This is a genomic window from Algibacter sp. L3A6 (assembly GCF_009796825.1).
Lineage (GTDB): Bacteria > Bacteroidota > Bacteroidia > Flavobacteriales > Flavobacteriaceae > Algibacter.
This window is the reverse complement of sequence record NZ_CP047030.1, coordinates 3,215,109-3,229,569: the sequence shown is the minus strand read 5'-3', so window position 1 is coordinate 3,229,569 and position 14,461 is coordinate 3,215,109. Positions and strand designations below refer to the sequence as shown.

The window sequence follows — 14,461 nt, the reverse complement described above, 5'->3', positions numbered from 1 at the left end:
AAGCTTTCTATAGTTACATCAATCAAGTTGTAAAAATGTTACCCCTTTTTCTAAAAAAATATGAATAAAGAGTTTTAGGTTGAAATAACTAATAGCTATTGCAAAATAACATCTATATGCAGAGTTTTACAGACGCATTTACGGAGATGAAGTTTTGGTTCGATGAAAGAGCTATTTCATGCAACCATTAGAAAATTTATGTTTTTATAAAAAAACACCTTATGTTTGTAAGTGTATTATTAAACCTATGGAAGAACAAGTTTTATCCCTAATCATGTATACAATCCCATCTATAATTACGGGATTAATCGCTTTTTACTTTTTTAGAGAACACACCAAAAATGAAGATGGTCGCAGACGCTTTTTATTAAAAAAAGACATGCAAGTAACTGCACTACCTTTGCGTTTGCAAGCTTACGAACGTATGGCTATTTTTTTAGAACGCATTACACCATCAAAATTACTTATACGTATTGCTCCAACATCGTCTAATAAAGAAAACTATGAGTCTTTATTAATACAAAGTATAGAGCAAGAATTTGAGCATAATTTATCGCAACAAATCTACATCACCGATAAATGTTGGAACATTATTACAGCATCTAAAAACGCAACCATTCAACTTATTAGAAAGGCGAGTTTACTAGAAAAAACAGATACTGCAAACAAATTACGCGAAGTTGTTTTAACCGAAATGATGGAGCGCTTAGCACCAACCGATGCTGCGTTATCTTATATTAAAGAAGAAGTTTCCGATTTATGGTAAAATATCTTGACGCAACTCATTAGAGCGTGCTTCCAAGCTTTTACTTTTAGCATAATCGAAGCCTTGTTTCCACCAAACTGTCATGTGTTTTTTATTGAAAATTAAAGAATTCTCGGTAAGTTTAGACGGTGTATAGTATAAATTAAGTTGCACATTTCTATATTTTGCAGCCAGCTTACCAATAGTAATATCACTACGTTCTACTTGATCTAATAAATGTCCAAATAAATTAAGCATTAACGAAAAGGGGTTTTTACCAAGTACTTTGTTGTACTCCATATTTTCCGATTCTAAAATTACTGCATCAATTTCGGTAGCACCACGCAAAATAGCCTCTCTTATTGGCACAACACAGCCAAAAGCACCATCGGCATACTCAAAACCATCAACTTTAGCCAAAGACATAAACGGAATATAATTACAAGAAATCCATATCCATTCACAAAACTCGTCGTAACTAAAATCTTTTATAGACTTATACTCTACTCTATTTTTTGATAAATTAGAAACCGTAACCACAACATCTTCTTTGGTTTCTCTAATTAAATCGAATTCTTCCTTGGTAAAATGTCTTTTTAAATAGCGTTTAAGCGCTTTACTCTCACCAAAGGTCCTCTTACTCTTTATAAACTGTAGTAACGTGTTAAAGTAATTAATAGTAACATAATCTCGACCTTCCTTTTTACGCATTACAAAAGGGTTAATACTAAAAATATTACTCTGTTTCACGTTAGTAAAAACATCATAAATTTTATCAATTTTACCTGCAGCCAAATGCGGCACAAGCAAACTACCAGTAGATGTTCCTAAAAACAAATCGTATTCACGACCTTCTTCCTGCATTAAATATTGAGCTACGCCACCTGCATATGCACCTTTACTTCCTCCACCCGATATTACTAATGCTTTCATTTAAAAATTTTATGCGTAAATATAAACAAGAATTTAGAGATAGCTTATTTTTCAATTAAAACTTATTTCAATACGAATAAGTAAATATAAGAGCTCTTTTAGAGGAAATCTTAAAATAAAACAAGATTAAATATAGTTTTACGACTACAACTAAAATATTTAATTAATTTAGTGTCAGCTATTAACCAACCTAATCTTATGAAGAATTTCACTCTTCAAGCTTTGCTATTTTCACTTATAGCATCTACGCTCTATTTTGGCCTAATCCAAAATGAAACAAAAACCATGGAAACCACGGCTTTAAACCCGCGAATTCCTATAGAAAGTGAGCACCAAATAGTTAAGCCACTACCACCTTCCGCTAATATTTCGGGGAATGCAACGGTTTGTAAAAATGCATCTCTAGAACCTGAAATCACTTTTACAGGAAGTAGTGGCGTTGCTCCATATATTTTTACCTATAATATAAATGGAGGTTCCTCATTAACAATTACCACTACTGGAACAAACAATTCCATCTCTATTGATGCTAGTACGCAAAATACAGGAACTTTTGTGTATAATTTACTTTCAGTTGAAGATAACAACAATGAAATAACAACGACATCCAGCCAAGCAACCATAACGGTAACGAATTCTCCTAACACAAATTTAGGAGGTACTGGGTCTGGGTCTACATTTGAAGGCCAATCAGTATTTAGACAGTGTAGTAACTCCACAGCAACTTTCACTTTTACTAACACATCTACCACGAGCACTTTAAATACATCCTACTCCATTGATTGGGGAGATGGCTCTACAGAATTCAATGAAACTACATGGAGTACGACGACGCATACCTATCCCGTCGGTAAGCACAACTTAACATATACTATAACAGGAGATAATGGTTGCGATACAACAGAAAACTACATTGTCTTTGTTGGTTCCAACCCAGGTGTTTCATTAGGAAACCCAGGCAATACAGATATTTGTAATTCCCGAACATTAACTTTTCCTATAACAGGAGCAGAAAACAATGCTCCAGGAACAACCTACACCGTTACTTTTAATGACGGCTCAGTACCAGAAACTTTTAATCACCCACCACCTTCTGAAATTACTCATGATTTCACCTCTTCCTCTTGCAACACAACAAGCTCTGATGGAACCAATTTTTATGAAAATTCGTTCTCTGCAATTATTGTTGCTACAAACCCCTGTAGTTCTTCTTCCGTAGGAGTTGTCCCTATATATGTTTCAATAGCTCCTGAAGCAGATTTTGATAGTCCTGATAAAACATGTACAAACACATCAACCTGCTTCACAAACACATCTATAGGTGAAGAGAACTTGGGAAGCGGAAGCGTTTGCGACACAAGCCCTAATATTGTTTGGGAAGTATCTCCAAATACAGGATACTCAATAGCAAGTGGTAGCCTAGGTAACGATTTCGGGTTAGCTGATGGCAACTCATGGTTACCTGGAAGTGATCAACTTTGTTTAAATTTCACCAGCCCCGGAAATTATACCGTAACCCTAAAAACAGGAAACAAATGTGGTAGTGATGATATAACCAAAACAATTTGTGTAGAACCAGAACTTACTCCGGTATTCACCCTAAACAACACCGAAGGTTGCGCTCCACTCGCCGTGCAAACTACAAACACCTCCGACTTATCGGAAAGTTGTGGTGGAGAAGAATACCTTTGGGAAGTAACCTACACTTCTGGACCTTGTGCCACTGGAGCAGAACAATGGACATTCACTGGCGGAACTGATGAAAACTCTGCAGCACCTACTTTTAACTTTGAAACCTCCGGAACATATAATTTAAAACTAACCGTTACTAATTCCTGCGGAAGTAGTAACACCACACAAACCATAGAAGTCAAACAACCTCCAAAAGCAACAATTAATTCCATTGCCGATGTTTGCGGTTCGGCATCTATAACACCTATAGCCACGGTGGATAGCTGTGCACCTGCTTCGGAAGTATTAACTTACGCTTGGAGTTTTCCTGGAGGATCGCCTGCTACAGCAAACACTTTAGACCCCGGAACCATCACTTACGCAACATCTGGCGACTACGAAATTACATTTAGCGTGACTTCAAGTTGTGGAACCACGACAGACAAAGAAACGTTTTCGATAAATCCAATTCCGAATATCACCAATACCAATTTAACGCAAACCATTTGTTCGGGAACAGATACCGATACGGTTACACTAACTTCGGACATTGTAAACACTATATATAGCTGGACCGCTACAGCCCCTACAGGTATTACGGGTTATACAGCGTCTGGAACTTCTAACGTTATTCCGGTGCAAACGCTAACCAACAGCAACACTACTTCAGAAGCTGTTACTTTTACAATCACTCCTTCTATTGGTGGATGTGATGGAACTCCCGTTAATTTGGTTATTACCGTAGGTCCTGCTCCTGAATTCACAATACAACCACAACCCGAAACCATTTGTTTAAATGGAGCGGTTACAGACTTAACGGTTGCCGTAAATGGCCCAGGCACGCCAACCTACCTATGGCATAGCAATACAACAGACAATAATACTACAGGAACCCCTATACCTTCGGAAACTTCAAACAGTTTTACTCCTCCAAACACACCTACCGAAATAACTTACTATTATGTTATTGCATCGTTTACATCGGGTGCTGGATGCGATGAAATTACTTCACAGACTGCACGCGTAGAAATTGTTGAAAGTGTACAAATAGACAGTCAACCCTTAAATTCACAAAGCATTTGTATTGGCGGCACCATTCCTTCCGCGCTAAGCGTAACACATTCTGGTGGTACTGGCACTGTGTCGTATCAATGGTACATCAATAGTACAAACTCAAATATAAGTGGCACTGCAATTTCAGGAGCCAACAATATCAATTATACGCCACCAGCTTTTACTTTAGCAGGAAACTACTATTATTATATCATGATTTCCTTGAACGGAAGCGGCTGCAGTCCAATTACGAGTGATGCTTCCGAAGTTATTGTTTCCAATACCCCTGTAGTTAACACTCAACCCACTCTAACACAAACCCTTTGCCAAGGCATTGCTCCTAAAAATTTAGAAGTTTCAGTTTCTGGAGGTATTGGTTCAAGCTACACCTATCAATGGTATAGTAATTCCGTAAATAGTAATTCTGGAGGAACGTTAATCACAAGCGCAACAAACAATATATTTACACCTCCAACATCAACTATTGGTACCTTGTATTATTATGCTGAAATTTCACAAACCAGTTTCAATTGTACTACAACAAGCGACACGGCAGAGGTTGTAGTTAACGCTGCTCCAGCCATTACCGCACAGCCTGTTTCTGCAACCTACTGCTTGGGCGATGTTATAAATCCGTTATCGGTGTCTTATGCCGATGGCGTTGGCACACCAACATATCAATGGTACTCTAACAGCACAAGCGACACGAATACAGGCACGAATATTTCTGGAGAAATAAGATCTAGTTTTAATCCTCCATCTGGAACTGTGAGTAACAACTATTACTATGTTGTAATCACATTTAGTTCGGGAGGTTGTACGTTAATTACTTCGGATGCTGCCCAAATAACCATCAACCAAACACCAAGTATCAATGCTACTTCGGATATTATTTGTAGCGGCACCTCATTCAATATTACGCCTAGCAGTTCCGGAGGAAATACAGTTCCAACAGGCACAACATATACTTGGACAGCCCCTATTATTAACCCAATTGGCACAATTTCTGGCGCTTCCGCGGAAAATAGCCCGCAAAGTAGCATCAGCCAAACTTTAACCAATAGTACCACAAACCCTTCTACAGTTACTTATACCGTAACGCCAACTTCAGGAATTTGTATCGGCAACAATTTTACGGTAACGATTACCGTAAACCCTTCAATAAGCATCAATTCAACGGTAACCCATAGTAATTGTTTCGGTGCCAATTCTGGCGCTTTAGATATTTCTATCTCTGGAGGCGTTCCGTTTTCAACAGGAAACCCTTACCAAATATCATGGTCGGGACCAAATGGTTTCAGTAGCACTTCCGAAGATATTTCAAATCTAGAACCTGGCGACTACACCGTAAATATTTTAGACGATGGCGGTTGCCCATTTACAGAAACCTTCAACATCAAAGAACCGGATGCATTAATTTTCAGCAATATCGATTTTGACTCTGAAACAATCTCTTGTTTTGGAGCTAATGATGGTAGTATTGGTATTGAAATTTCAGGAGGAACGGCGCCTTACACCTATGCATGGACGAGAAACGGTAGCCCATTTGCTAATACTGAAGATTTAAACAATTTAGCTCCCGGAGATTACGAAGTTACCGTAACCGATGCTCGTAGTTGCACACCTATTACTCAAGATTTTGAAATTATAGAACCAACTGTATTAGATGTTACTTTAGTAAATCAAACTAACATTGATTGTTTCGGTTTTTCTACTGGCGCAATAAACATAAACACTACAGGTGGTCGCCCAATTGAGGTTGCTCCTAGTGTTTACGATAATAGTTATACTTGGCAAGGCCCTAATGGTTTCACAAGCAATCAACAAAACATAGCAGGTTTAATTGCCGGAACTTACCAAATTACCGTTACGGATAAATCCAATTGTACAGACACCCTCGAGGTTATTTTAACTGAAAGTGACGAGATTATCATAAATTATACCGCAACAGAAATTAAGTGTTATGGCGATAATGATGCCGCGATAACCATTAACAACATCACCGGTGGAAATGCACCATACACCATAGCTTGGAGCAATTTAGGCTCCGGAAACTCACAAACCAACTTATCTCCTGGTACTTATATCATTACGGTTACCGACGCTACTAATTGCGAAAAAGAAGCTGCCGTTATTATTGAAGAAGTGCCTATTTTCGAAATAACGCCAAGCACCACAAACGTCTCGTGTTTTGGTGCTAACGATGGCCGTATTGTTTTAAATCTAGTCGGTGGTATAACTCCCCTAAATCTGGTTTGGAACGACGATCCCACCTCAGGAGTAGAACGTAATAATATGGGCCCTGGCACATATACCGTTACTATTACCGATGGTACACCTTGCGAGATTACCGAAACATTCACCATTACAGAACCTGATATATTAACCCTTTCGGGGAATTCAACCGACGCGCTCGATTGCGCTGATGCCAATAGCGGACAAATAAACTTAATTGTCACCGGAGGTACTTTGCCCTTAACTTATTTATGGTCTAACGGCTCCACTACGGAAGATTTAAACAATATTCCACCTGGCGATTATTCGGTTTTAGTTACCGATGCTAATGGTTGTGATATCTCAGGAAATTGGACTATTAATCGTTTTGAACCTCATGAAATAATCGTTAATACAAACACCATATTTGATTGCGAAGCTAAAACCGTGCAGCAAACTTTTGAAGCACAAGCCTCTGGAGGTGTGCCGCCATACAGCTATACCTAGTCTAGCGGAACCGTTAGTGGTAGCAACAGCCAATTAATGAATACGGATTTTAACGGACTTGTTATTATTGAAGTTACCGATAATATCGGCTGTACAACCAACTTATCTTACCAGGTTGAGATTCCTGTTTTAGGCGATGCCGATTTCAACGTAACATCAAATACATTAAGCACTTTCGGATTTTATTCCATACACGATCCTATACAATTTACAAACACAGCAACAGATGATTTTATTGCTGTAAGTTGGGATTTTGGAGATGGTACTTTTTCTTCCGAAGAAAACCCCGAACACACCTATTTAAATGAAGCCAACTATACCGTTACACAAACCGTAACATATCCTTTTGGTTGCGTTTACACGAAAACGATAAATATTGATATTACAAAAGGTTACGATTTAATTATGCCAAACGCCTTTACCCCAAACGGAGATACTATGAATGCCTATTTCCACCCAGAAACTAAAGCTTTAAACGATTTCGAATTTCATATTTATGACACTTGGGGCAGCTTAATTTACAGCGAAACAGGTGATAATTTAACAGGCTGGAACGGAAAAATTAAAGATACCGAAGCCGAAAACGGTAATTACTATTTTACACTAAAAGCAAAAACCTCTTACGGTAAAATCATTACTGAGAAAGGTAAATTTGTATCTATAAAATAAAGCAATACGTAAGATGAAATTAAAACTCTCAATACTATTAGTCTTAAGTTGCTTTTATTTTAAAGCGAACGCACAAGACCCCGTTTTTTCACAGTACTTTCTGGTACCTGAAACATTAAACCCAGGGTTTTCAGGGTTTGAAGACGCTGCTTATTTCGGTGTGATTCATCGCACGCAGTGGCCTAGCCTAGATTTACGCGTCAATACAGAATACGCATTCTATAACACATGGATTGAAAACCTCGGCGGTATTGGGTTTAGCATCATGAATCAGCATGAAAACAATACCAATTACAACCATTTACAGGCTAATTTAAATTTTGCATATCATGTAGAATTATCGAACGATTGGTATTTTAGACCTGCAATTGAAGCTGGTTTTGGTCAGAAATCCTTTAATTTTAACAACATTCTTTTATCCGATCAAATCAATATTAATTCTGGTATTATTAACCCGAATAGTGCCGACCCATTAGCACCAAATGCCAACGATAAAATTATGTTTATGGATTTTACAGCAGGTTTTGTTTTCGATAAAAGAAACCTACGAAACGACACCGATTTATGGCTTGGTGCTTCCATAAAACACCTTAATAAACCTAATATTTCTTTTGTTGAAAACGGTAATGTACCCTTAGATATTTTTTATTCCATACATGCCAATTACAAATTTCCGTATTTTGATCGTAATGATATGCTTCTGTCCATGAATTACATGCAACAAGGCGCTTACAATCGTTTAGACATTGGCACAAACATCCAATTACAAAAACTATTATTAGGCGCAACAGCGGTTACCAATCCAGCAAAAAACGATGCGAATAGTCATTTATTAACCTCCGTAAATACTTTTATTGGTTTAGAAATGGAGAATTTACGATTTGGATTTTCTTATGATATCAATACCACAAATATTGGTAGAACAGATGGTGTTTTTGAATTTTCAATCACCTATTTAACAGGTTGCTTAACCTGTAGAAACCCAGCAAATTTAGAACGCAGAAAGTAAATCACTCTGCTTTAAGCAACGTTTTAGCAAACTTAGAAAACCTCCAATTATGATGCGAAGATGCTTTTTCTAAGTTTTTATGGCAAAGCGTATTACAAGCTTGTATTTGATGTAAGTATTGAAAAGCATTTTGGCGCGTTTCAAAACCATAATTAGAACCTGTATAATTTGTTAACTCATCAAAATATTTTGATTTATTTTCAGACTCATAATTTTCAGTCACCAAAGCTAGCGTTAACCAAAGCTGCCTTACATTTTTATCATTAAACCCCTGAACATCTTCTGTTTTATCCAAATAAAGGCTTCGCTTACGCGGAAAATTTACCCATAAATTAAATAAGGCTGTCTCTATGGTTGAGTAAGAATCATCATTTAAAAGCGTTTCATATTCGGCTTGTAATGTTGTTGGAATTTTAGTTAAAGTCTGAGCTACTAACTGACGTATTTTGATGTCTTTAGAATTCAAAACCCCTCGAAATAAATTAGTTTCATCAATCAATGAATCTTTCACAAGTCTTTTAAAATAATCCATACGCGCAAAATCGCTCAGACTTCCATAAAGCAAATCCCATTTAGCAAAACTTTTTTGATTAATAGATGCGGACTTACAAGAAAAAATGTCGTTTTTATTTCTTAAATTTTTCAATATAGTTTCGGACTGCTGTATTAATTCTCCCTTAAAAAACTCTGTATTAATTAAATAATTTTCAACAAATAAATTTAAATTCTTACCACTAGCAAGTTCTACTTCATCTATAAAATTTTTAGTTTCAACATTTTTGAATTGATATTTTAATAAATAATTCTTCACCCCCAATTTAAAAGCCTCATCACCAACACGCTCACGCAACATATGCAGCACCCAAGCCCCTTTTTTGTAAAATGTAACGCTACTCGATTTTGGATTTAAAAGCGAGGTGCTTTCACCGGCCTGATCTTGCGCTAATAATTCTTGTGCGTACTCATATAAACGCCCAAAATAATAAGCGTGTCCAAACACCTCACGTTCTGCCAAAAGCGCGTAATAAGTCGCGAAACCCTCCTGTAACCAATGATGAGTACCTGAAGTTTCGGTTACCAAATCGCCAAACCATTGGTGCGCTAACTCATGCGCATTAACGTTTACATAGTTTTTATCTACAAAACCAATAGAGTCTACCACAAAAGCATCCGAAAACAAGGTTGTACTCGTGTTTTCCATGCCAGCATAAAGAAAATCTTTTACAGGAATTTGCTTGTAATTTTGCCAAGGATACGTCACTCCAATTTCATCTTCTAAAAAATCGAACATCTGTTTGGTGTAGCGGTATGTGGACTCTAATTTTAAGGAATCTTCCGGATAATAATACATTTCTAACGGTTTATTACTTTTAGAAACTTCTTGATTTTTACTGTATTTACCTATTGCAATCGCTAATAAATAACTCGACATTGGTTTCTGCATATCGTAATACCAAGTAGCAAAACCGTCCGAAACCTCTTTATTTACAAGGTTTCCGTTTGCTATAACCTGATAATCTTTACGAAACGAAATGCTTAAATCGAACACCACCTTCTCGTTCTTATCATCAAAACTAGGCAGCCAATTACTTGTATATTTCCCCTGACCCTGTGTCCAAACCTGCTTATTACCTTCAGGGTATTCCCAATCTATAAAATACATGGCTTTTTTAGGCTGGTTTTCAAATGAAATAACAACGGTATGATTTGAACCAGCCTTAAAATCACCCCTCAAAATCAAATGATTACCATCGTAATCACTTCCCGAAAACCGATTATCCAAAACATAAGATATAGCCTTGAAGTTTTTAGCATCAATATATACTGAATCCGTATTTTTTAAGATCTCAAATTGATAAGTGATCTCGCCCTCAACTTCTTTTTTAGTTAAATCGCCAAAAGCAATATGAGCTTGAGCTACAGTGAAATTAACGTATTCGGTTTGTTGCCCAAACGCACAATTAAAAACCATAAAAATTAAAATAAAATACAATCTCATAAATAAAACCCTTCAAAAACAGCACCAATATAGTTGTTTTGATGTTTAAAAGTTAAAAACTAGCACCAAAATTATTGTAGTTTAATTATTATTTCTAGTTTAGTTATGTGAAAAGTAATTACCTGCAAACCCCCATAGATTATTTAAAAGGCGTAGGCCCGAATCGCGCAGATTTACTGCGGAAAGAACTCGGTATTCATACCTATCAAGATTTAATAAATCTATTTCCAAATCGCTACATAGACCGCACGCAATACTATAAAATAAAGGGTTTACAACCCAATACAGCCGAAATTCAAGTTATTGGAAAAATAACCAAATTTACCGAAGTGGCGCAAAAACGAGGCAAACGCCTAGTAGCTACTTTTGTTGACGACACAGGCGCGATGGAATTAGTTTGGTTTCGAGGTCAAAAATGGATTCGCGAGAACTTAAAATTGAACACAGAATACGTTGCTTTTGGAAAAACCAATGCCTTTGGCGGGAAATACAGTATGCCGCACCCGGATTTAGAGCCGTTAGAAGAACATGAAAAAAACATGCGTTCGGCCATGCAACCCGTTTATCCTTCCACGGAAAAACTTTCGAATAAAGGGGTTTCAAATCGAATGATTAGTAAAATAATGCAGCAAATTTTTATTGATACAAACGGAAGATTTGTTGAAACTTTATCTCAAAACTTACTTTCAGAATTAAAATTAATAAGCAAAAGTGAAGCGCTTTTTAATATCCATTTCCCGAAGAGTCAGGAGCTACTTTCTAAGGCTCAATTTCGATTAAAATTCGAAGAGTTATTTTATATTCAATTGCAATTAATTATTAAAAATTTAATTCATAAATCTAAAATAAAAGGGTTTCCGTTTGATAAAGTCGGCACATATTTTAACACCTTTTTTAAAAACCATTTACCCTTCGATTTAACAGGGGCACAAAAACGCGTTTTAAAAGAAATTAGAGCAGATTTAGGCAGTAATGCGCAAATGAATCGCCTTTTACAGGGTGATGTAGGCTCAGGAAAGACCATAGTAGCCTTCATGTCAACATTAATGGCACTTGACAACGGTTTCCAAGCTTGCTTAATGGCTCCGACTGAAATTTTGTCAGTCCAGCACTATAACGGATTACTAGATCTATCTAAAGACTTAAATATCAGTATAGAGATACTCACAGGCTCAACTAAAACTTCAAAACGAAAAATTATTCATGAAAAGTTAGAAAGTGGCGAATTACAGCTTTTAATTGGCACACATGCCTTACTTGAAGATAAAGTAAAATTTAAAAATTTAGGCCTCGCTATTATAGATGAACAACATCGATTTGGAGTTGCTCAGCGAAGTAAATTGTGGCACAAAAACACATCGCCTCCACATGTTTTAGTGATGACGGCCACCCCAATTCCGCGAACCTTAGCCATGTCTGTTTATGGTGATTTAGACATCTCTGTAATCGACGAATTACCACCCGGTAGAAAGTCGATAAAAACAGTACATCGTTATGATAAAAACAGGCTAAATGTTTTCCGTTTTATTCGTGATGAAATTAAATTAGGCCGTCAAGTTTATGTAGTCTACCCTTTGATTAAGGAAAACGAAAAAATGGATTATAAAGATTTGATGGATGGACACGAAAGCCTCTCTAGAGATTTTCCTATGCCAGAATATCAAATCTCCATTGTTCATGGAAAAATGAAGCCGGCTGATAAAGAATACGAAATGCAACGCTTTATAAAAGGCGAAACTCAAATTATGGTTGCAACTACCGTAATTGAAGTTGGTGTGAACGTACCAAACGCTTCAGTAATGATTATTGAAAGCGCCGAACGTTTTGGTTTATCGCAACTACACCAATTGCGCGGACGCGTTGGTCGTGGAGCAGAACAAAGTTATTGTATTTTAATGACGGGCTACAAACTAAGCCAAGACAGCAAAAAGCGTTTAGAAACCATGGTTAAAACCAATGATGGCTTTGAGATTGCAGAGGTAGATTTACGACTTCGCGGCCCTGGAGATATCATGGGCACACAACAAAGTGGTGTTTTAAACCTTAAAATTGCCGATATCATTAAGGATAACGATATTTTACAACATGCTAGATATCATGCTAAAAACATACTCAACAAAGATAAAAGCTTATCGGCTCCAGAAAACCTACCTATTTTAAATACTTATAAATCGTTAAGTAAGTATAAAAACATTTGGAATTATATTAGTTAGGTTTTACTAAAATTACTCAAAACACTTACTTTTACAAAAAACAAAATATCATGCTTGGTTTAAAATTAGCAACAGACCCGCGATGGGTAAACATTGTAGAATCTAATATTGAAGAAATATTAACCGACCATGCTTGGTGCGAACAAAAGGCCGCAACCAACGCTATTACTATAGTCACACTAAATCCTGAATATGACGATTTAGTAACCGATTTGCTAGAATTAGCAAAAGAAGAACTAGAACACTTCCAAATGGTGCATGAGATTATAAAAAAACGCGGTTTTAAGCTCGGACGTGAACGAAAAGATAGTTACGTTAACGAACTATACAAATTTATGAATAAGGGCGGAAATCGCCTGCAATCGATGGTAGATCGTTTATTATTCTCTGCCATGATAGAAGCTAGAAGTTGCGAGCGCTTTAAATTACTTTCAGAAAAAATTAAAGATCCAGAATTATCTAAATTCTACCACGACCTTATGGTTAGTGAAGCCGGGCATTACACTCTATTTATTGGCTTCGCTAGAAAGTATGGAAAATCTATAAATGTGGATAAACGCTGGCAAGAATTAATAGATTTTGAAGCAGAAGTTATTCAAAACTACGGAAAACAAGAAACCATACACGGTTAGGTGTATGGTTTGCCATTATATTTTATAATGTAATTTCTAGGTTAATGAAACTCACTATACTCGTGTAACGATTTAAAAGTTTCTTCGTAAAACAATATGGCCGAAATTAAATTATCTGTATCAGAATAAGGTAAGATACGACCTTGGAACTCCCTCATTTGCTCCAAGTACTTATCGGTTGCTTCAAATTGATCATCTAAAGCATCACTATTATCACTATCATTAGGTATACCTAAACTCGTCATGGTAATACCTGGCTTAGTAGCAAAAGCAATATAAGGCAAAAGCTTTACTAAGCTCTCAATACGTTCTACATACAAAACCAACAATTGGCCTTTTTGCATACGCTCTAAATCTGCCTTGTTATGGTATTTTTTAATAGCTACCTTTTCACTAATAATACTTCTAGCCGGCTTATTCTTTTGGGCAAAACTAACACTCGTTACCATAAAAAGGCTAAAACAAAATAATATAACTTTAAATTTCATATTGAATTTTTTGGGGATCAACATTGCAAATTTAAGCTATTAAACGTAAAAAACAAGCGTTTTATCGATTATATGTTCATTTTTATATCTATTAGAACACATTAAAAACCTTAACATCCTTGTTTTCTAGCTCTTTAATAGAAAAACAACACAACATTTTCTTTCTACTAAATTAGTATAATTCTTTCATTAAAAATACTTAACAATAAAAAAAATTAGCTTTTCCACCTTTTTAGAGCCAAAAATTGAGGGATTAAACACCAACTAATCAAGTAAATTAATCTAAAAAACACGAGCTCAATATAATTAAGATTCCTTTTAGACAAGA

The 14,461-nt window shown here is 36.3% G+C and carries 9 protein-coding genes; 6 read left to right on the top strand and 3 right to left on the bottom strand.

The features are described from left to right. Window positions 1-247: 247 nt before the first annotated feature. Entirely contained in the window at window positions 248-766 is a 519-nt protein-coding gene (locus tag GQR98_RS13365) for a hypothetical protein (protein WP_159019932.1), read from the top strand. Here GQR98_RS13365 and GQR98_RS13360 read toward each other — a convergent pair. Next, a complete protein-coding gene (locus tag GQR98_RS13360) occupies window positions 758-1,678 on the bottom strand; it encodes a patatin family protein (RefSeq protein WP_159019931.1) in 921 nt (306 codons plus the stop codon). The two genes, GQR98_RS13365 and GQR98_RS13360, sit on opposite strands and share 9 nt — an antisense overlap. 198 nt (window positions 1,679-1,876) lie before the next feature. Between GQR98_RS13360 and GQR98_RS13355 the strand changes: the two genes are divergently transcribed. From GQR98_RS13355 to GQR98_RS13345, 3 genes are read left to right on the top strand one after another with little or no spacing between them, the layout of a single operon-like run. Beyond that, entirely contained in the window at window positions 1,877-7,123 is a 5,247-nt protein-coding gene (locus GQR98_RS13355) for a PKD domain-containing protein (RefSeq protein WP_159019930.1), read from the top strand. Between the two features lie 36 nt (window positions 7,124-7,159). Beyond that, window positions 7,160-7,792: a gliding motility-associated C-terminal domain-containing protein gene (locus tag GQR98_RS13350; RefSeq protein WP_159019929.1), complete on the top strand. Its 633-nt coding sequence runs from the start codon at window positions 7,160-7,162 to the stop codon at window positions 7,790-7,792. A gap of 13 nt (window positions 7,793-7,805) precedes the next feature. Next, window positions 7,806-8,801, top strand: a complete 996-nt coding sequence (locus GQR98_RS13345; protein ID WP_159019928.1) for a PorP/SprF family type IX secretion system membrane protein — start codon at window positions 7,806-7,808, stop codon at window positions 8,799-8,801. A gap of 1 nt (window position 8,802) precedes the next feature. On the opposite strand, the gene GQR98_RS13340 is transcribed toward GQR98_RS13345, so the two are convergent. Beyond that, window positions 8,803-10,800, bottom strand: a complete 1,998-nt coding sequence (locus GQR98_RS13340; RefSeq protein ID WP_159019927.1) for a M1 family metallopeptidase — start codon at window positions 10,798-10,800, stop codon at window positions 8,803-8,805. Window positions 10,801-10,907: 107 nt separating this feature from the next. On the opposite strand from GQR98_RS13340, the gene recG reads away from it, so the two are divergent. Beyond that, a complete protein-coding gene (gene recG / locus GQR98_RS13335; protein WP_159019926.1) occupies window positions 10,908-13,013 on the top strand; it encodes an ATP-dependent DNA helicase RecG in 2,106 nt (701 codons plus the stop codon). A 50-nt stretch (window positions 13,014-13,063) separates the two neighbouring features. Then, window positions 13,064-13,645 (top strand): tRNA-(ms[2]io[6]A)-hydroxylase, encoded by a 582-nt coding sequence (locus GQR98_RS13330; RefSeq protein WP_159019925.1) that lies wholly within the window; start codon window positions 13,064-13,066, stop codon window positions 13,643-13,645. A gap of 41 nt (window positions 13,646-13,686) precedes the next feature. On the opposite strand, the gene GQR98_RS13325 is transcribed toward GQR98_RS13330, so the two are convergent. Further along, window positions 13,687-14,133 carry a hypothetical protein gene (locus GQR98_RS13325; protein WP_159019924.1) on the bottom strand — a complete coding sequence of 149 codons (447 nt, stop codon included), beginning with the start codon at window positions 14,131-14,133 and terminating at the stop codon, window positions 13,687-13,689. Window positions 14,134-14,461 lie beyond the last annotated feature (328 nt).

Excerpts from the sequence above, each read along its gene's own strand:
- GQR98_RS13360 (WP_159019931.1), bottom strand. The coding sequence starts at position 1,678 with ATGAAAGCATTAGTAATATCGGGTGGAGGAAGTAAAGGTGCATATGCA.
- GQR98_RS13325 (WP_159019924.1), bottom strand. The coding sequence starts at position 14,133 with ATGAAATTTAAAGTTATATTATTTTGTTTTAGCCTTTTTATGGTAACG.
- GQR98_RS13345 (WP_159019928.1), top strand. The coding sequence starts at position 7,806 with ATGAAATTAAAACTCTCAATACTATTAGTCTTAAGTTGCTTTTATTTT.
- GQR98_RS13365 (WP_159019932.1), top strand. The coding sequence starts at position 248 with ATGGAAGAACAAGTTTTATCCCTAATCATGTATACAATCCCATCTATA.
- GQR98_RS13340 (WP_159019927.1), bottom strand. The coding sequence starts at position 10,800 with ATGAGATTGTATTTTATTTTAATTTTTATGGTTTTTAATTGTGCGTTT.
- GQR98_RS13350 (WP_159019929.1), top strand. The coding sequence starts at position 7,160 with ATGAATACGGATTTTAACGGACTTGTTATTATTGAAGTTACCGATAAT.
- GQR98_RS13330 (WP_159019925.1), top strand. The coding sequence starts at position 13,064 with ATGCTTGGTTTAAAATTAGCAACAGACCCGCGATGGGTAAACATTGTA.
- GQR98_RS13355 (WP_159019930.1), top strand. The coding sequence starts at position 1,877 with ATGAAGAATTTCACTCTTCAAGCTTTGCTATTTTCACTTATAGCATCT.